The organism is Streptomyces sp. WAC04114, from assembly GCF_019733245.1.
Lineage (GTDB): Bacteria > Actinomycetota > Actinomycetes > Streptomycetales > Streptomycetaceae > Streptomyces > Streptomyces massasporeus_A.
This window is the reverse complement of record NZ_JAIGQA010000026.1, coordinates 1-18,236: the sequence shown is the minus strand read 5'-3', so window position 1 is coordinate 18,236 and position 18,236 is coordinate 1. Positions and strand designations below refer to the sequence as shown.

General features: G+C 71.8%; 18 protein-coding genes and 1 pseudogene. 3 read left to right on the top strand and 16 right to left on the bottom strand.

Features of this window, described 5'->3' with window-relative positions:
- Position 1: 1 nt before the first annotated feature.
- The 14 genes from K4G64_RS10345 to K4G64_RS10280 form a co-directional block, all read right to left on the bottom strand.
- Positions 2-898: an ABC transporter permease gene (locus K4G64_RS10345; RefSeq protein WP_221755728.1), complete on the bottom strand. Its 897-nt coding sequence runs from the start codon at positions 896-898 to the stop codon at positions 2-4.
- Positions 885-1,673 (bottom strand): ABC transporter ATP-binding protein, encoded by a 789-nt coding sequence (locus K4G64_RS10340; RefSeq protein ID WP_221755758.1) that lies wholly within the window; start codon positions 1,671-1,673, stop codon positions 885-887. Before K4G64_RS10340 ends, K4G64_RS10345 begins: the two co-directional genes overlap by 14 nt.
- A 46-nt stretch (positions 1,674-1,719) precedes the next feature.
- A complete protein-coding gene (locus K4G64_RS10335; protein WP_221755727.1) occupies positions 1,720-2,823 on the bottom strand; it encodes an aliphatic sulfonate ABC transporter substrate-binding protein in 1,104 nt (367 codons plus the stop codon).
- Positions 2,824-3,046: 223 nt separating this feature from the next.
- Positions 3,047-4,381 (bottom strand): sulfate adenylyltransferase subunit 1, encoded by a 1,335-nt coding sequence (locus K4G64_RS10325; protein WP_221755726.1) that lies wholly within the window; start codon positions 4,379-4,381, stop codon positions 3,047-3,049.
- A gap of 2 nt (positions 4,382-4,383) precedes the next feature.
- Positions 4,384-5,319 carry a sulfate adenylyltransferase subunit CysD gene (cysD, locus tag K4G64_RS10320; protein ID WP_221755725.1) on the bottom strand — a complete coding sequence of 312 codons (936 nt, stop codon included), beginning with the start codon at positions 5,317-5,319 and terminating at the stop codon, positions 4,384-4,386.
- Positions 5,316-5,852, bottom strand: coding sequence for an adenylyl-sulfate kinase (gene cysC / locus K4G64_RS10315; RefSeq protein WP_221755724.1), 537 nt, complete (start codon positions 5,850-5,852; stop codon positions 5,316-5,318). The genes cysD and cysC overlap by 4 nt, the downstream gene beginning before the upstream one ends.
- A gap of 20 nt (positions 5,853-5,872) precedes the next feature.
- Positions 5,873-6,583 (bottom strand): phosphoadenylyl-sulfate reductase, encoded by a 711-nt coding sequence (locus K4G64_RS10310; protein WP_221755723.1) that lies wholly within the window; start codon positions 6,581-6,583, stop codon positions 5,873-5,875.
- Positions 6,580-6,768, bottom strand: a complete 189-nt coding sequence (locus tag K4G64_RS10305; RefSeq protein ID WP_221755722.1) for a hypothetical protein — start codon at positions 6,766-6,768, stop codon at positions 6,580-6,582. The genes K4G64_RS10310 and K4G64_RS10305 overlap by 4 nt, the downstream gene beginning before the upstream one ends.
- Complete coding sequence (locus K4G64_RS10300) at positions 6,765-8,462, bottom strand: nitrite/sulfite reductase (protein ID WP_221755721.1); 1,698 nt, start codon at positions 8,460-8,462, stop codon at positions 6,765-6,767. The genes K4G64_RS10305 and K4G64_RS10300 overlap by 4 nt, the downstream gene beginning before the upstream one ends.
- A 129-nt stretch (positions 8,463-8,591) precedes the next feature.
- On the bottom strand, positions 8,592-8,675 hold the full coding sequence (locus K4G64_RS41365; protein WP_311241247.1) for a putative leader peptide: 84 nt from the start codon (positions 8,673-8,675) through the stop codon (positions 8,592-8,594).
- A gap of 126 nt (positions 8,676-8,801) precedes the next feature.
- Complete coding sequence (locus K4G64_RS10295) at positions 8,802-9,374, bottom strand: GNAT family N-acetyltransferase (protein WP_221755720.1); 573 nt, start codon at positions 9,372-9,374, stop codon at positions 8,802-8,804.
- 67 nt (positions 9,375-9,441) lie between these two features.
- Positions 9,442-10,752 carry a hypothetical protein gene (locus tag K4G64_RS10290; protein ID WP_221755719.1) on the bottom strand — a complete coding sequence of 437 codons (1,311 nt, stop codon included), beginning with the start codon at positions 10,750-10,752 and terminating at the stop codon, positions 9,442-9,444.
- Positions 10,753-10,927: 175 nt separating this feature from the next.
- Positions 10,928-12,205: a GAF domain-containing protein gene (locus K4G64_RS10285; protein WP_221755718.1), complete on the bottom strand. Its 1,278-nt coding sequence runs from the start codon at positions 12,203-12,205 to the stop codon at positions 10,928-10,930.
- Positions 12,206-12,516: 311 nt separating this feature from the next.
- Positions 12,517-14,151 carry an acyl-CoA dehydrogenase family protein gene (locus K4G64_RS10280; protein WP_221755717.1) on the bottom strand — a complete coding sequence of 545 codons (1,635 nt, stop codon included), beginning with the start codon at positions 14,149-14,151 and terminating at the stop codon, positions 12,517-12,519.
- Positions 14,152-14,261: 110 nt separating this feature from the next.
- Between K4G64_RS10280 and K4G64_RS10275 the strand changes: the two genes are divergently transcribed.
- A complete protein-coding gene (locus K4G64_RS10275; protein WP_221755716.1) occupies positions 14,262-15,443 on the top strand; it encodes a YihY/virulence factor BrkB family protein in 1,182 nt (393 codons plus the stop codon).
- A gap of 20 nt (positions 15,444-15,463) precedes the next feature.
- Here K4G64_RS10275 and K4G64_RS10270 read toward each other — a convergent pair whose 3' ends face one another.
- Positions 15,464-16,333 carry an NmrA family transcriptional regulator gene (locus K4G64_RS10270; protein WP_260460282.1) on the bottom strand — a complete coding sequence of 290 codons (870 nt, stop codon included), beginning with the start codon at positions 16,331-16,333 and terminating at the stop codon, positions 15,464-15,466.
- An 81-nt stretch (positions 16,334-16,414) separates the two neighbouring features.
- Between K4G64_RS10270 and K4G64_RS10265 the strand changes: the two genes are divergently transcribed.
- Both K4G64_RS10265 and K4G64_RS10260 read left to right on the top strand, forming a co-directional pair.
- Entirely contained in the window at positions 16,415-17,350 is a 936-nt protein-coding gene (locus K4G64_RS10265; RefSeq protein WP_221755715.1) for an AraC family transcriptional regulator, read from the top strand.
- 120 nt (positions 17,351-17,470) lie between these two features.
- Positions 17,471-18,160: a helix-turn-helix domain-containing protein gene (locus tag K4G64_RS10260; RefSeq protein ID WP_221755714.1), complete on the top strand. Its 690-nt coding sequence runs from the start codon at positions 17,471-17,473 to the stop codon at positions 18,158-18,160.
- Here K4G64_RS10260 and K4G64_RS40040 read toward each other — a convergent pair.
- Positions 18,140-18,236, bottom strand: a pseudogene (locus tag K4G64_RS40040) (glyoxalase); the annotation flags it as partial. The gene K4G64_RS10260 and the pseudogene K4G64_RS40040 sit on opposite strands and share 21 nt — an antisense overlap.

Here is an 18,236-nt window from a genome sequence, read left to right as displayed (position 1 = left end):
ATCAGCTCTTCACCAGCAGGCCGCGGCTGCGCAGCACCCACCGCTCCAGCGGGCTGAAGATCAGCAGGTCGATGGCGATGCCGACGATCAGGATGAGCAGGATCGCCTCGAACACCATGGCCATGTCGCTCGCGTTGCGGCCGTTCTCCAGCAACTGTCCGAGGCCGACGCCGAGGTCGGGGAAGGACGCGATGATCTCGGCGGCCATCAGGGAGCGCCAGGAGAAGGCCCAGCCCTGCTTCAGACCCGCCACATAGCCGGGCAGGGAGGCGGGCAGGACGATGTGCCAGGTGCCCTTCAGGCCCGTCGCGCCGAGCGTGCGGCCCGCGCGCAGGAACAGCGGGGGCACCTGGTCGACGCCGGAGACCAGGCCGTTGGCGATGGACGGGACCGCGCCGAGCAGGATCACCGCGTACATCATCGAGTTGTTCAGACCCAGCCAGATCACCGCCGGCGGCACCCAGGCGACCGACGGCAGGGACTGCAGGCCCGACAGGATCGGGCCGATCGCCGCGCGGATGAACTTCACCCGGGCCACGATCAGGCCCAGCGGCGTGCCGATCAGCAGGGCGAAGCAGAAGCCGAGCAGACCGCGCGAGACGCTGGTCCAGATGTAGCCGAGCAACTCGCCCTGGAGCCACGCCGTGTGCACGACGTCCCACACCGCGGACGGCGCGGGCAGCTTCGTCGGGTCGTCGACGACCTTGAACGAGACGAGCGCCTGCCAGACCGCCAGGACCAGAGCCACGGCGAGGACGGGTGGCAGGATCTTCTGGGTGAAGGTCTGCCGGAACGGGGTCCGGCTCGTCTGCCGTGTCTCCAGCGCGTCGAGGCCCGCCTCCAGCCCGGCGAGATCGTTGCCGTCCTTGGCGACGGTCGTCGAATCAGTGCTGGCCATGACGGCGGATCTCCCCACGCAGTTCTTCGGTGATCTCGACGGACAACTCCGCCACGGCGGTGTCCTCGATGCGGCGCGGGTGGGGGATGTCCACCCGCCACTCGCGGGCGATGCGGCCCGGGCGGGAGGACAGCAGCACCACACGCTGGGCGAGCCGGACCGCCTCACGCACGTTGTGCGTGACGAACAGGACGGACACCTGCGTCTCACGCCAGATGCGGGTCAGCTCGTCGTGCAGCACGTCCCGCGTGATGGCGTCCAGCGCCGCGAACGGCTCGTCCATCAGCAGCAGCTTGCTCTCCTGCGCGAGCGCCCGGGCCAGCGCGACGCGCTGGCGCATGCCGCCCGACAGTTCGTGCACCCGCTTGCCGTACGCGCCCTTCAGCCGCACCAGTTCGAGCAGCTCCTCGGCACGCTCGCGGCGCTCGGCCTTCGGCACGCCCCGCAGCTTCAGGGCGAGTTCGATGTTCTTGCCCGCGGTCAGCCACGGGAACAGCGCGTGCTCCTGGAACATCAGCGCCGGACGGCCGTCCGTGGCGATCGCGCCGACGCTGGGGCGGTCCAGGCCCGCCACCAGGTTGAGCAGTGTGGACTTGCCGCAGCCGGAGGCCCCCAGGAGGGTGACGAACTCTCCGGGCGCGACATCGAGGGTGATGTCGTCCAGGACGAGCTGCTGCCCGGCGGGGCCCGCGAACGACTTCGAGACGTGCTCGATGCGAGCGGCGTGCGTGGCCGACTCGGTGCCGTCGGCGGCCCTGGCGAGGGTCGTGGCCATGGTCGTCACCTCCTGGGAACTCTTCATGCGGCTTCGGGTTGCGGGCTTACTTCACGCCGAGACCGGCGTCGTCGACCGCGGGTTCGCCCTCGGCCTTGAGGACCTTGTTCAGCGGCGCGAGGTCGTAGATGCCGTTCAGGTCCGGCTTCTGCAGCAGGCCCGCCTTCACCGCGTGCTCCGCCTCGGTGCCGAGGGTGGAGGCCAGCGGGTCGTCGGTGAACCGGATCGACTTCCACGCCGGGTCCAGCACCTCGGCCGGCAGCGCCTTGCCGGAGTCCGTCTCCAGCTGCTTGTTCGCCGCCGCCTTCGCCTCGTCCGGGTTGGCGTTGATCCACTTGTTGGTCTCGACCGAGCCCTTGAGGACGGCCTCGACGACCTTCGGGTGCTCCTTCAGGAAGTCCTGACGCACGATGATGTTCGTGATCACGAACTTCTTGTCCGGCCACAGCGTCGACTCGTCGAGCAGCACCTTGCCGCCCTCGGCCACCAGCTTCGACGCGGTCGGCTCCGGCACCCACGCGCCGTCGATCGACCCGGACTTGTAGGCGTCCGGGGTGACCTTGTTGTCGCTGCGGACGACCGTGACATCGCCCTTGCCGCTCTGCGGGTCGACCTTCCAGCCCTGCTCCGCCGCCCAGTTGAGGAACGCCACGTCCTGCGTGTTGCCGAGCTGCGGAGTCGCGATCCGCTTGCCCTTGACGTCCTTCAGCGACGTGATCTTGTCCGGGTTCACCACGAGCTTCACGCCGCCGGACGCCGAACCGCCGATGATGCGCAGGTTCTTGCCCGCGGCCTTGGTGTAGCCGTTGATCGCGGGGGAGGGGCCGATCCAGCCGATGTCGATGGAACCGGAGTTGAGCGCCTCGATCTCCGAGGGGCCCGCGTTGAAGACGGCCGGCTTGACCTCGGTGGCGCCGAGGGCCTTCTGGAAGATGCCCTTCTGCACGCCCACCAGAGCGGTGCCGTGGGTCAGGTTGCCGAAGTAGCCGATCTTGACGGAATCGAGTCCGTCGATCTTCTTCGCACCGGCGGCGACCTTGGCGGCGCCGTCGTCCTTGGCCTGGGAGCCGTAACCGCAAGCGGCCAGCGTGAGCAGGGGAAGCGCGGCGACGACCGCGAGAGAGCGGCGAAGAGCGGATGAAGCAGGCACGGGAGGTGGTCCTCTCGCCAGGCCCGGCGGTCACGGTCTCTCAGGTCGTGGCCGGGAGGTCGGCAGGTTTTCGTCTACGGCGGTGGGGGGCGAGGGCGCGCGGGCAGTGCGCGTACGTCAGCGCACACATCGCGCCACTCCGCCCTGCCCGCTACCGAGAGCCCCGCTGCCGACGCGGCCGCCCTCCTTGGCGAACATCGAGTAGAAGTCCGGGGAGGTCATGTCAGAAGTCCCACCCGTCGTCCTCGGACTCGTCCTTGACCGGCTCCGGCGCCGCGAAGGACTCGCCGACCATGCCGGCGGTGAGGGTCTGGCCGTCGTTCGGGTCGATCAGGATGAACGAGCCGGTGCGGCGCGAGTCGGCGTAGGAGTCGACCGGCAGCGGCTCGGCGGTACGGACCTTCACCCGGCCGATGTCGTTGGCGACGAGCTGTCCCGGGTGCGGGTGCAGGGACAGGTCGTCGAGCGTGAGGCGGGAGGGGATGTCCTTGACGATCGCCTTGACCGTGCGGGTGCCGTGCTTGAGCAGCACCCGGTGCCCGACCGTCAGCGGGGCGTCCGCGACATGGCAGACGGTCGCCTCGATGTCCTGCGTGGTCGCGGGCGCGTCCTTGCTCGGCACGATCAGATCGCCGCGCGAGATGTCGATGTCGTCCTCCAGCAGGAGGGTCACCGACTGCGTCGTCCAGGCCACGTCCACCGGCTCACCCAGCAGGTCGATGCCGGCGATCTTCGAGGCCCGGCCCGACGGCAGCACCGTGACGGACTCGCCGACGTGGAAGGAACCCGCCGCGATCTGGCCGGCGTAGCCCCGGTAGTCCGGGTGGTCCGGGCCCTGCGGCCGGATCACGTACTGCACGGGCAGCCGGGCGTGGCAGTGGCTCAGGTCGTGGCTGACCGGCACCGTCTCCAGGTGCTCCAGCACGGTCGGGCCGCCGTACCAGTCCATGTTGGCGGAGGGGTCCACCACGTTGTCGCCGACGAGCGCCGAGATCGGGATCGCGGTGACCTCGGGGACGCCCAGCTCGGTCGCGTACGCCGTGAACTCCTCGGCGATGGCGGCGAACACCTTCTCCTCGTAGCCGACGAGGTCCATCTTGTTGACCGCGAGGACCACGTGCGGCACGCGCAGCAGGGCGGCGATGGCCGCGTGCCGGCGGGTCTGCTCGACCACGCCGTTGCGGGCGTCGACCAGGACCACCGTCAGCTCGGCGGTGGAGGCGCCGGTGACCATGTTCCGCGTGTACTGCACATGGCCGGGGGTGTCGGCGAGGATGAACCGCCGCCGGGGCGTGGCGAAGTAGCGGTACGCGACATCGATCGTGATGCCCTGCTCCCGCTCGGCCCGCAGGCCGTCGGTGAGCAGCGCGAGGTCCGGCGCCTCCTGGCCGCGGCTCGCGGAGACGCGCTCCACGGCCTCCAGCTGGTCGGTGAGGACCGACTTGGAGTCGTGCAGCAGCCGGCCCACGAGGGTGGACTTGCCGTCGTCGACGGAGCCGGCGGTGGCGAACCGCAGGAGCGTGGTCTCCGCGAGTTCCTCGGTGGTGATGGTGCTCATCTCTAGAAGTACCCCTCGCGCTTGCGGTCTTCCATCGCGGCCTCGGACATCTTGTCGTCGGCGCGGGTGGCGCCGCGCTCGGTGAGCCGGGAGGCGGCGATCTCGACGATCACCTTCTCGATGGTGTCGGCCTCGGAGTCCACCGCGCCGGTGCAGGACATGTCACCCACCGTCCGGTAGCGCACCAGGCGCTTCTCGACGGTCTCGCCGTCCTTCGGCCCGCCCCACTCGCCGGCGGTCAGCCACATGCCGCTGCGGGAGAACACCTCGCGCTCGTGCGCGTAGTAGATCTGCGGCAGCTCGATGCCCTCGCGGGCGATGTACTGCCACACGTCCAGCTCGGTCCAGTTGGACAGCGGGAACACACGGACGTGCTCACCGGGGGCGTGCCGGCCGTTGTAGAGGTTCCACAGCTCGGGGCGCTGGCGGCGCGGGTCCCACTGGGAGAACTCGTCGCGCAGCGAGAACACCCGCTCCTTGGCCCGGGCCTTCTCCTCGTCGCGGCGGCCGCCGCCGAAGACGGCGTCGAACTTCTCCGCCTGGATCTTCTCGGTCAGCGGCAGCGTCTGCAGCGGGTTGCGGGTGCCGTCCGGGCGCTCCTTGAGCACACCGCGGTCGATGTAGTCCTGCACGGAGGCGACGTGCAGCCGCAGCCCGTGCTTCTCGACCGTGCGGTCGCGGTAGTCGAGGACCTCGGGGAAATTGTGCCCGGTGTCCACGTGCAGCAGCGAGAACGGCACCGAGGCCGGCCGGAAGGCCTTCAGCGCCAGGTGCAGCATGACGATGGAGTCCTTGCCGCCGGAGAAGAGGATCACCGGCCGCTCGAACTCGCCCGCCACCTCGCGGAAGATGTGCACCGCCTCGGACTCGAGGGCGTCGAGGTGCGACAGCGCGTACGGGCTGCCGGTCTCCTCGGAAACGGTGGCGACGGTCGTCATGCCAGTCCCCTTTCGGTCAGCAGGGCGAACACGGAGGCCGCGGACTCCTGCACGGTCTGGTTCTGCGACTCGATGCGCAGATCGGGTGACTCGGGCGCCTCGTACGGGTCGTCGACCCCGGTGAGCCCGGTGAGCTCACCGGCGGCCTGCTTGGCGTACAGCCCCTTCACGTCGCGCTCGCTGCACACCTCTACGGGCGTCGCGACATGCACCTCGACGTAGGCGGTGCCGTTCGCCTGGTGGCGCTTGCGCACCGCCTCCCGGCTGTCCTGGTAGGGCGCGATGACCGGGACGAGGGCCAGCACGCCGTTGCGCGCGAGCAGCTCGGCGACGAAGCCGATGCGCTGCACGTTGGTGTGCCGGTCCTCGCGGCTGAAGCCGAGGCCCGCCGAGATGAACTCGCGGATCTCGTCGCCGTCGAGCACCTCGACCCGGTGGCCCTCCTCGCGGAGCCGGCCGGCCAGTTCGTAGGCGATCGTGGTCTTGCCGGCGCTCGGCAGACCCGTGAGCCAGACGGTGGCTCCGGTCGTCACGTCACTCTCCTGAATCGTCGTCATCCGTGCAGTCCGCACTCGGTCTTGCTCCGGCCGGCCCAGCGCCCGGCGCGCGCGTCCTCGCCCTGAAGGACCCGGCGGGTGCAGGGGGCGCAGCCGACGGACGCGTAGCCGTCCATCAGCAGCGGGTTCGTCAGGACGCCGTGCTCGGTGATGTACGCGTCCACGTCGTCCTGGGTCCAGCGGGCGATCGGCGAGATCTTGACCTTCTGCCGCTTCTCGTCCCAGCCGACCACCGGGGTGTTCGCACGGGTCGGGGACTCGTCGCGGCGCAGCCCGGTCGCCCAGGCCCGGTAGTCCTTCAGGCCCTGCTCCAGCGGCTGCACCTTGCGCAGCTTGCAGCACAGGTCCGGGTCGCGGTCGTGCAGCTTCGGGCCGTACTGCGCGTCCTGCTCGGCGACGCTCTGCACCGGGGTGAGCGTGATGAGGTTGACGTCCATCACGGCCTCGACCGCGTCGCGGGTGCCGATGGTCTCCTCGAAGTGGTAGCCCGTGTCGAGGAAGACCACGTCGACGCCCGGCATGGCGCGGGCGGCGAGGTGGGCGACCACCGCGTCCTCCATCGAGGAGGTCACGCAGAACTGCTTGCCGAACGTCTTCGCCGCCCACTGGAGGATCTCCAGCGCGGAGGCGTCCTCGAGATCGCGGCCCGCCTGCTCGGCGAGCTGCTTCAGGTCCTCGGTGGTGCGCTCTTCCTGAGCGGTCGTCATATCTGTGCCCCTCCGGAATCGGATCGCTTCAGTCCCTGGGACAGCAGCCCGAGGAACTTCAACGAGAAGGCCCGGCTGCACGCCGCGCATTCCCACGCGCCGTGCCTGCCCTCGGCGGCCTCGCTCGGACGCAGGTCCTCGTCCCCGCAGTAGGGGCAGTAGAACGGGGCCATCCGCTCGCTCACGACAGGGCCTCCTCGCCGGCCCGCGCCGCCCAGGTGGCGAACCGCTCGCCGTCCTCGCGCTCGGCCTGGAACCGCTTCAGGACGCGCTCGATGTAGTCCGGCAGTTCGTCGGAGGTGACCTTCAGACCGCGCACCTTGCGGCCGAAGCCGGCCTCCAGGCCCAGGGCGCCGCCCAGGTGCACCTGGTAGCCCTCGACCTGCTCGCCCTGGTCGTTGAGCATGAGCTGGCCCTTGAGACCGATGTCCGCGACCTGGATACGGGCGCAGGCGTTCGGGCAGCCGTTGAGGTTGATGGTGAGCGGCTCGTCGAAGTCCGGCAGGCGGCGCTCCAGTTCGTCGATCAGCTGCGCACCGCGCTGCTTGGTCTCGACGATGGCCAGCTTGCAGAACTCGATGCCGGTGCACGCCATCGTGCCGCGCCGGAACGAGGAGGGCCGGGCGGTCAGGTCGAGCGCCTCCAGGCCCTCGACGAGCGACTCGACCTTGTCCTCCTCGACGTCGAGGACGATCATCTTCTGCTCGACGGTGGTGCGCACCCGGCCCGAGCCGTGGGCCTCCGCGAGGTCGGCGATCTTCGTGATCGTCGCGCCGTCGACGCGTCCCACGCGCGGGGCGAAGCCGACGTAGAACCGGCCGTCCTTCTGCCGGTGCACACCGATGTGGTCGCGCCACAGCTGGGACGGCTGCTCGGGGGCCGGGCCGTCGGTCAGCTTGCGCTGCAGGTACTCGTCCTCCAGGACCTGCCGGAACTTCTCCGGCCCCCAGTCGGCGACGAGGAACTTCAGCCGGGCGCGGTTGCGCAGCCGGCGGTAGCCGTAGTCGCGGAAGATCGAGATGACGCCCTCGTAGACGTCCGGCACGTCGTCGATCGACACCCAGGTGCCCAGGCGTACGCCCAGCTTGGGGTTGGTGGACAGGCCGCCGCCGACCCACACGTCGAAGCCGGGACCGTGCTCGGGGTGGACGACGCCGACGAACGCGACGTCGTTGATCTCGTGCACCACGTCCAGCACCGGCGAGCCGGAGATCGCGGTCTTGAACTTCCGGGGGAGGTTCGAGTACGCCGGGTTGTTCAGGACCCGGCGCTTCATCTCCTCCAGGGCCGGTGTGGCGTCGATGATCTCGTCCTCGGCGATGCCCGCCACCGGGGAGCCGATCATCACACGCGGGGTGTCGCCGCAGGCGGTGACCGTCGACAGGCCCACGCCCTCCAGCCGGTTCCAGATCTCGGGCACGTCCTCGATCCGGATCCAGTGGTACTGGACGTTCTGCCGGTCGGTGATGTCGGCGGTGCCGCGCGCGAACTCCTGCGAGACCTCGCCGATGACCCGCAGCTGCCGCGTGGTCAGCGCGCCGCCGTCGATCCGGACGCGCAGCATGAAGTACTCGTCGTCCAGCTCCTCCGGCTCCAGGACGGCCGTCTTGCCGCCGTCGATGCCGGGCTTGCGCTGGGTGTACAGACCCCACCAGCGCATGCGTCCGCGCAGGTCGTTCGGGTCGATCGAGTCGAAGCCCCGCTTGGAGTAGATCGTCTCAATGCGTGTCCGCACATTGAGACCGTCGTCGTCCTTCTTGAACTGCTCGTTGCCGTTCAGTGGGGTGTGGTGCCCCACGGCCCACTGACCCTCACCGCGGTGACGGCTCACCTTGCGGCGGGGAGTCGCGGCAGCAGGGTTCTGCGGGGTGGCGGCCATGGTTGATACGTCCTTCGGGACAGGCGAAAATGCGGCTCTGACCTGCGCATGCGTGCGCATGGGCATAGGGCGCGTCATTGCGCAGGGGTGAGGCAGGAAAGGAAGATGTCGGGCGCGGGCTGAGTACGCTCAGTGCGCCGGACAGATGGCGCTGGACATGCGGCCGAGGTCGACGTGCCGCCGACTCACCAAGGCAATTCCAGTTCCAGACATGACGGAAGCGTGTCACGGCGATCTGGACACAGTCCAGCTTCGTCCAAGATGCGGACACCCTTGTCTCGCACAGCAAGACAAGGGTGTCGTGGGTCACATCGGGGGCTCCCGAGGTGTCCGACCAGGTCAGACGGGGAACGCCCCAGGCCACGGTCCCGGAGCGGAGACGTCCGCCTCCTCCTCGACCTTGGTGTCGAACAGCTTGAAGCCCCGCCGCTGGTAGTTGTCCATCGCGTGCTCGCCGTCCTTGCTGCAGGTGTGCAGCCAGACCCGCTTCGTCGGGGTCAGCCCCGCCCAGCGGTCCGCGAGGTCCCAGGCCCGGGCCGCGCCGTACGACAGCAGGTGCCCGCCGATGCGTCGGCCGCGGAAGGCGGGGAGCAGTCCGAAGTAGACGATCTCCACGACCGCGTCGTCCTGCGCCTCCAACTCCACGAACCCGGCGGGCGTGCCCCGGTCGTACGCCACCCACGTCTCCACGCCGGGCCGCTCCAGATGCTCCACCCATCGCGCGTACGGCCAGCCGAGCCGGTCCGTCCAGCGGATGTCGCCGCCCACCGACGCGTACAGGAACCGGCTGAACTCGGGCGAGGGCACCTCGGAGCGGACGACCCGGACGTCCCCGTCCGGCGCGACGGCCGGCAGCAGGTCGGTCGGGGCGGTCTGCTCCAGGGACCAGGTGGTCACGGCGATGGTGGTCATGCGGGCCAGAAAACCATCTGACCACCTGGTCTGTCGATCGGTCCCCGGCCCGGGCGACCGGTGCCGGTCAGTCCAGCGCCCGGTCGATCGACGTCAGTGGCAGCGCGAACAGCATCCGCCCCGACTGGGACCAGACCTCGCCGGTCGCCTCCCAGTAGGACAGGGAACCCGCCCCGCCGCTCCAGCAGTGCCGCGTCCCGTCCGTGCCGCACTCCGTGGCTCCCGCGCCCTCGGTGTCCTGGCGCCACAGCGTCCCGTGCCCGCCCGGGCTGCCCGCCGCGCGGTCGAGGTACCAGCCCGAGCGGTGGGCCAGTACGCCCCGCACGTCGGCCGTCTTCGTCTCGTAGGCCTCGACCGGGGTTGCCTCGCCGGAGAAGTCGGTGGTGAGCAGGCCGGTGCGGGCCGGATCCCGGCTCAGCGCGTAACGCCACAGCCGGGTGTGCCGGTCGCCGTCCGCGGGCACCCACTCGCTCGCGACCAGACTGTCGGGGGAGGTGCTGCGGTCCAGGGAGACGGTGGCCGGGCGGGAGATGTCGTCCCCGCGGGGCAGGGTGTACGAGCCGACGGCGGGCAGCACGAAGCGGTAACCGTGCGCGGCCCAGCCGCCCCGGACCCGGCCGACCGCGTCGGACTCGACGGTGGCGCGCTGGATGCGGTCCATGTCGTACACGTACAGCGCGTCCCGGTCGCCCTCGCGGGTCGTCACCAGCAGCTTGTCCTGGTACCAGACCATGCCGGACAGCGGGGAGACCAGCCCCCGGTAGTCCCGCCCGCCGTCCACCGGCACGGCCAGCAGGGCCCAGGTGTAGCGGAGCGCGCCGGGGTCGTTCGCGTCGACGAAGGCGACCTTGGCCAGTCCCTGCCCGGGGGCCGGGCCGTCCAGGGAGCCGCCCGCCGCGCCCCGGGTCCAGCCGGAGAGGATCACGCGGTTGCCGCCCCAGAGGCCGTCGTCGTCCGCGTCACCCGAGGTCGTGACCGCGCCGGCCCGCCAGCCGCGGGTGTCGGAGGCGCCGAAGCAGTATGCGCGCGTGGCCGCCGGCTCCACCGGCAGGCTGTGCTTCTCGGCCGTCGAGCAGCCGGCCGCGCTCCGCAGCGGCAGGTCGGCGCCCTCCAGGACCGCGCCGACGCCGACGGGCCGGCCCATCTTGGACGCGAGCCGGTCCAGCCACTGCCCCGGCACCCGGTGCTCGGCCAGCGGCAGCCGCCCGGCCTCGTCGGACGCGGCGACCGGCTTCAGAGCCCCGGGGGCGTCGGCGACGGTGGCCTGCGAGGCGCTGATCAAAGTGGCGGCGGCGGTGAGTGCGAGGGCCGTCCCGGCCAGGGTCGCGCGCAGCGCCCTGCCCCGCCTGCGCCGCCGGTGTCTGCCGCGATGCTTCATAACGTCCTCCCGAGACGGACCAACTGCGCCTGGTGATCCGCACGTTGGCGGAGGAGCAGGTGGGGCGGTCCGTAGAGGGATGCTACGGCAGGTGAGGGGGTCGGCGGACGAAGACCCCGCAAATATGCGAAAGATGCACCGCTCGGGGCGGCTTGTACGCCACGCGCGGTGAACCTCAGGGCGCCGCTGGGGACCTGCGCCGGCTGCTCACGGCCGGTGCGGTCGAGTGCGGCAGCAGATCACGCGGGTCGTCCGGAAGCAGCACCTCGACCTCGGCCGCCTCGGCGAAGCGGTACGGCCGGTGCTCCAGGAACGCCCCCAGATACCGCCGCACCCGCGACATCTCGGCACGCACCGTCACCGTGCGGGCCGGGTCGCCGAACACGTCCCCGGCCAGCCCCGAGGCGCTGCGGCCGGAGCGGTGGACCGCCAGGAGGTACAGCAACTCCGCGTGCCGGGGACTCAGTTCCCGGGTCCAGGAGCCCGCCCCGCCGAGCACCTGCACCGACCAGCGCCGCGCCTGCCTGAGGTCCAGCACGATCCTGGCCGGACCGCGCCGGCCCGGCTCGTCGTCGGCCACCCGCAGCAGCCAGCCCCCGGCCAGCGGCTCCACCGAGCACAGCCCGAGCGCCGGCAGCCATCTCGGGCCCGCCGACAGCGATTTCGGCAGCGCGACCCGCCGCGCGTACGGCATCCCGCTGACCGCGGCCGTCCAGCCGTCCGGGTCGACGACCAGGGCACGGCCGTCGAGCCGGGCCAGCACCGGCGCCGCCACCGCCCGCAGCCGCTCCAGCGACTCCGTGTGCATCTCCCGCAGCCGGGCCTCGGCGAGTTTGGCCACCGAACCGACCCAGGAGAGCGTCGCCGGGTGCATCGTCTCCAGCGGGCCGCTCACGTCCACCACGCCGAGCAGCCGGCCGTCCCGCGGATCCGTCAGCGGGGCGCCCGCACAGGTCCAGCCGGCCTGGGAGCGCACGAAGTGCTCGGAGGCGAAAACCTGCACGGGCCGGCGCACCACCGCCGGGGTGCCCAGACCGTTCGTTCCGACCACGTCCTCACGCCAGTCCGCGCCCAGTTCGAAGCCCAGCCCGTCCGCCTTGCGCAGCACCGGCGCACTGCCCTCGCGCCACAGCACCCGGCCGTCCTCGTCGGCCACCACCATGATGTGGTGCGCCACGTCCGCCGCCGCCAGCAGCCCCTCCCTCAGCACCGGCAGCACATGGCGCAATACCGACGTCTCGCGCCGCCGCTGCACCTCCTCGCGGGGGAGCGGATCCGCCCGGACGTCGTGGTCGGGATCGACGCCGCTGCGCATCATCCGCTCCCAGGACCGCTCGATCACCGGACGCGGTGCCACCGGAGCCGGCTGCCCCGCCAGCCGCGCGGAACGCACCTGGCTGAGGACCCGGGCCGCACGCGTGCTGTCCACGGCGGCCAAGTGCGTGACGTCCATCCGCGTGCGCCCCCCGAGTCGCTTTTGACTGTGCGTCTCATAGTGCCGTCTGCCCCGCCGGCTCGTGCACAGTCCGCACACAGTCAGCAGCAAGTTGCAACCCCCTGCAACCCTGGTGGACGGCCCGACCGTGTCCGAAACTTGAGCGGCGCCGTCCCGATCGGCGTTCAGTGGCTCGAACGGGCCAGTGCTGCGGGGGTGGTGCCGTGTCGGCGCAGCACCACCCTCGCTTTTTCGCGCACACGGAACCTCCGCGCACACGGAACCTCCGTGCACACGGAACCTCCGCGCACACGGAACAGCGGACCGGTTCAGGAGACCGGACGCGCCCGCTCCACCACCGACGCCAGGTCCAGCGTGTGCGGCAGCGTCCCGAACGCCGCTCCCGCGTCGCCCCCGAGCCGCCCCGCGCAGAACGCGTCGGCGACCTGGGGTGGCGCGAAACGCACCAGCAGCGAACCCTGGAGCACCAGCGCGAGCCGCTCCGTCAGCCGCCGCGCCCGCCCCTCCACACCCTCCAGGTCGGCGAGCTCGGTCAGCAGGTTCTTGATGGCGGCGTCGAGACGATGATCGGCACCGCGCGCCTGCCCGACCTCCCGCAGATACGCGTCCAGCGCGCCCGGCTCCCGCCGCAACGCCCGCAGCACGTCCAGCGCCTGCACATTGCCCGCGCCCTCCCAGACCGAGTTCAGCGGCGACTCGCGCACCAGCCGCGGCATCCCGGACTCCTCGACGTAGCCGTTGCCGCCCAGGCACTCCGCCGCCTCCACCGCAACGGGCGGGCACCGCTTGGTCACCCAGTACTTGGCGGCCGGCACCGCGATCCGCAGCAGCGCCCGCTCCTGCTCGCCGCCGTCGTCGTACGCCGCCGCGAGCCGCAGCGCCAGCGTCGTCGCCGCCTCCGACTCCAGGGCCAGATCGGCGAGGACGTTGCGCATCAGCGGCTTGTCGACGAGCTTCCCGCCGAACGCCTCGCGGTACGTGCAGTGGTGCACCGCCTGCGCCACGGCCTGCCGCATCAGCCCCGCCGAGCCGAGCACGCAGTCGAGCCGGGTCGCCGCGACCATCCCGATGATGGTGCGCACCCCGCGCCCCTCCTCCCCGACCCGGCGCGCCCACGTCCCGTCGAACTCGACCTCGGCCGACGCGTTCGACCGGTTGCCGAGCTTGTCCTTGAGCCGCTGGATCAGGAACACGTTGCGCGTGCCGTCCCCGAGCACCCGCGGCACCAGGAAGCAGGTCAGCCCGCCCGGAGCCTGCGCCAGCACCAGGAAGCCGTCGGACATCGGCGCCGAGCAGAACCACTTGTGCCCGGTCAGCTCGTACGTCCCGTCCTCGGCGAGGGGCCGCGCCGACGTGGTGTTCGCCCGGACGTCGCTGCCGCCCTGCTTCTCCGTCATGCCCATTCCGAACAGCGCCCCGGCCTTGAGGCGCGCGGGCCGCAGCTCACGGTCGTAGACCATGGACGTCAGCCGCGGCTCCCACTCGGCGGCCAGGTCCGGGTCGGTGCGCAGGGCGGGGACCGCCGCGTGCGTCATCGACAGCGGGCAGCCGTTGCCGGCCTCGACCTGCGTCCACACGACGAAGGCGGCGGCCCGTCGCAGATGCCCGGCCGGTCGGTCCCAAGCCGCCGTCAGACCGGCCGAGACGCCCTTGCCGAGCAGCCGGTGCCAGGAGGGGTGGAACTCGACCTCGTCGATGCGGTTGCCGTACCGGTCGTGCGTGTGCAGCCGCGGTGGGTTCTCGTTGGCCTGCCGCCCCCACTCCTGCACCTGGGCCGAGCCGGAGGCCCGGCCGAGTGCCGCCAGCTCGCCGAGGACGTCGTCGCGCAGATCCGGATCGAGATGCCGGTCGACCGCATCGGTCAGAGACCGGTCGGCGGAGAAGACGTCGTACCCGACCAGCGGCGGGACCTGGTTCGTCACGGTGTGGGTGCTGCCTGCCATGGTGCGAACGTACCCCGGGGTGGCACCTTGGCACCCGGTGAACCCGGACCGGTCGGCGAAGACCCGGCCGGTGGGTGAGTGGGGCAGGGCACGGCGGATACCGTTAGGGGGTGCAGCCAGCAAGTGACACCCCCGACACGCCCACCGGGCGCCTCCACCGGGCGCGGGCCCTCTACCGCAACGTCTCCAAACGCAGGACCGCCTGGCTGTTGGTCAAGGACACCGTCAACTCCTGCGTCGAGTACCGCATCCTCGGCCTCGCGGCCGAGGCCGCGTTCTTCACTCTGCTGTCGGTGCCGCCGCTGCTGCTGAGCATGATCGGACTGCTCGGCTACGTCGACGCCTGGACCGGCGCCGACACCATCCAGAGCCTCCAGACCAACCTCCTGGAGGCCTCCCGCACGGTCCTGTCCGACCAGGGCGTCCGCGAGATCGCCCAGCCGATCCTGCACGACGTGACGAAGGGCGGCCGGCCGGACGTCATCTCCATCGGCTTCCTGTTCGCCCTGTGGTCGGGCTCCCGCGCGGTGAACGTCTTCATCGACACCATCACCGTGATGTACGGCCTCGACGGCGTCCGGGGCATCGTCAAGACCCGTCTGATGGCTTTCCTGCTGTTCATCGTGGCCCTGCTGATCGGCTCGGTCGCGCTGCCGCTGATGGTGGCCGGGCCGGACGCCGTGGTGCGGATCGTGCCGTGGTCGACGACGCTCGTCCAGGTCCTCTACTGGCCCACGGTGATCCTCCTGTCGATCGCCTTCCTGACGACCCTCTACCACGTGTCCGTTCCGGTCCGCTCCCCGTGGATCGAGGACGTGCCCGGCGCGCTGGTCGCCCTCGGCATGTGGGTGCTGGGCAGTTTCCTGCTGCGGATCTACCTGACCAGCACGGTCGAGGGCCCCACGATCTACGGCTCCCTCGCCGCGCCCGTCGCCGTGCTGCTGTGGATCGGTGTGTCCGCGTTCGCCGTGCTCGTCGGGGCCGCGGTCAACGCCGCCATCGACCGGGTCTGGCCGGCCGCCGCCACGGCCGCCGCCCGCGAGGCCAACGAGCGGATGCGGCAGGCGCAGGTCGCCGAGTACGTCGCCCGCGCCACGGCCACGGGCGAAGGCGACCCGGACATGCCCTCCGAGTTCCCGGAACGCTGGTCCCGCTTCCTGCCGCCCGAGGACGTCTCGGCCCGCCTGCGCACCCATGTGAAGAGCACCCACGTCAAGAACAGCCACGTCAAGAACAGCCACGTGAAGAGCACCCAGGTCAACGGGGAGGGGCAGCCGCCCGAGGAGAAGTGACGGCCGCCGCGACCCCCCTTTCAGGCCTTCCAGGTCCCCGCCGCGGCCTCCTCGCGCACGAAGTCGCCGAAGTCCCGGGGTGCACGGCCCAGGACCTCCCGCACGCCGTCCGAGAGGTGCGCGTTGCGGCCGTCGAGGAGCGTGTCGAAGATCGCGGTCATCCCCGCCACCTCCTGCGGCGGCACACCGAAACCGACCAGCGCCTCTCCGTAGTCCCGCGTCGGGACGGCCCGGTACGTCAGCGGCCGCCCCGTCGCCCCGGCGATCTCCGCGACGGCCTCCCCGAAGGTCAGCAGCCGCGCCCCGGAGAGCGTGAGGGTCCGCCCCACGTACCGGTCGCCGGACGTCAGCGCGGCCACCACCACGTCCGCGATGTCCCGCACGTCGAGGAACGGCTCCCGCACCTCGTCGGCCGGGAAGACCAGCTCACCGCTCTCCCGCAGCTCCGCCGCCAGCGGCCCCTCGCTGAAGTTCTGCGCGAACCACGCGGCCCGTACGACCGTCCAGTCCGCCCCCGAGGAGTGCAGCGCCTCCTCGGTGGGCAGGGCCTGGTCCTCGCCCCGCGCCGACAGCAGCACCAGTCGCCGCACCCCGAGCCGGACCGCCTCCCGCGCCAGCGCGCCGACCGCCTCCGCGGCGCCCGGGGCGCCGACGTCCGTGGGGTGGGCGAGGTAGGCCGCGTCGGCGCCGCGCAGGGTGTCCGTCCAGGTCGAGCGGTCCCACCAGTCGAACCCCGTCGCCCGCGACGCCGCCCGCACGGCCGGCCCGGCCGCCTCGGCGGCCCTCGCCACCCGGCTCCCGGTACGCCCCGAGGCGCCGGTCACCACCACCGTCATGCCCGGTGTGTTCCGTACCGCGTTCTGTGTCGTGTTCTCCGCCGTGTTCGTCATGCTCCCGAGTCAACTGCCGTACGCCGCACGGAACCATCGCTCAACGGCTCATTCCCATACGACCGCGTCTACGCTGGCCGCATGGACCAACTCGCCGGTCTGCTGGAGGGGCCCCGCGCCCGGGGCGCGTTCATGATCAGGGCCTGCTTCGACCCGCCCTGGGCGGTCCGCATCGAGGACCGGGCACCGCTCACCGTGATGCTCGTCGTCCGCGGCGAGGCCTGGATCGTGCCCGACCGGGGCGAAAGGGCGCGGCTCGCGGCCGGGGACCTCGCCATCGCCCGCGGCCCGGACCCGTACACCTGCGCCGACACCCCCGACACGGCACCGCAGGCGGTGATCCTGCCGCACCAGGAGTGCCGCTACCCCGACGGACGGCCCCTCAACGGCTCCATGGACCTGGGGGTGCGCACCTGGGGCGACCGGCTCGGCGGGGAGACCGTGATGCTGATCGGCACCTACCCGATGCGGGGCGAGGTCGGCGGGCGGCTGCTGGACGCTCTGCCGCCGCTGCTGACCCTCACGTCCGAGGTGTGGGACTGCCCGCTCATGCCCTACGTCACCGAGGAGATCACCCGCGACGAACCGGGGCAGGAGGTCGTCCTGGACCGGCTGCTGGACCTGTTGGTCATCGCCGCGCTACGGGCCTGGTTCGCACGCCCCGAGGCGGAGGCGCCGGCCTGGTACCGGGCCCTTGCCGACCCGGTCGTCGGCGGCGTCCTGCGCCTGCTCCAGGACGACCCGGCCCACCCGTGGACCGTCGCCACGCTCGCCGCGAAGGCCGGGGTGTCCCGGGCCGCGTTGGCCCGCCGCTTCACGGCCCTGGTGGGGGAGCCCCCGATGAGCTACCTCACCGGCTGGCGCCTCGCCCTCGCCGCCGACCGCCTGCGCGACTCCGCCGACACCCTCGACGCGGTGGCCCGCAGGGTGGGCTACGGCAGCGCCTTCGCCCTGTCGACGGCGTTCAAGCGGGTGTACGGGGTGAGTCCGGTGGAGTATCGGGGGCGGGGGGCGTAGGGGCGGGTGCCGGGCCCCCTGCCCGCAGTCGGAACGGCGTCGGTGCCTTGGCATGATGCCTCGTGCCCGCTGTCCTCCTGGCCCGTGCCGGTCACCCGCTCGCGGCGTAGCCTGGCCCCCGTGTACGTGGAGCGGGCGTCGCGGCTGCCCGGGGCGGTCGTGTGGACCAACACCCCGTCCCGGCCCGGGGTGGGACGGGTCCTGCCCGACGGGTGCATGGATCTGCTCTGGCACGACGGGCGGCTGATGGTCGCCGGGCCCGACACCCGCGCCTACCTCCCGGACGGGGTGAGCGGCCCCTGGACGGGAGTCCGCTTCTACCCGGGCACGGCACCGGCGCTCCTGGGCGTGCCGGCGCACGAGCTTCGCGACCGGCGCGTCGAGCTCACGGACCTGTGGCCGGCCTCGCAGGTGCGGCGGCTGGCCGACCGGGTGAACGCGTCCCCCGACCCGGCGAGCGGCCTGGAGGAGCTGGCGCTGCGGCAGGCCGCCGCTGCCGAACCCCCGGACCCGTTGCTCCGGCAGGTCGTCACCGCCCTGGACGCGGGCCGCCCCGTCGCCGCCACCGCCGATGAACTCGGCCTCGGCGCACGCCAGTTGTACCGCCGCTCGCTGTCCGCCTTCGGCTACGGCCCCAAGACCCTGGCCCGCATCCTGCGGCTGCGCCGCGCCCTCGAACTGGCCCGGGCCGGTGTGCCCTTCGCACAGACGGCCGCCCGGGCCGGTTATGCCGACCAGGCCCATCTGGCCCGCGACGTGAGGGAGTTGGCGGGGCTGCCGCTGGGGGAACTACTCGGCGGCGGTGGCTAGCGGGGCGTACAGATCCACTCCGTTGCCGTCCGGGTCGTGGACGACGGCGTACCGCTGTCCCCAGAAGGCGTCCCAC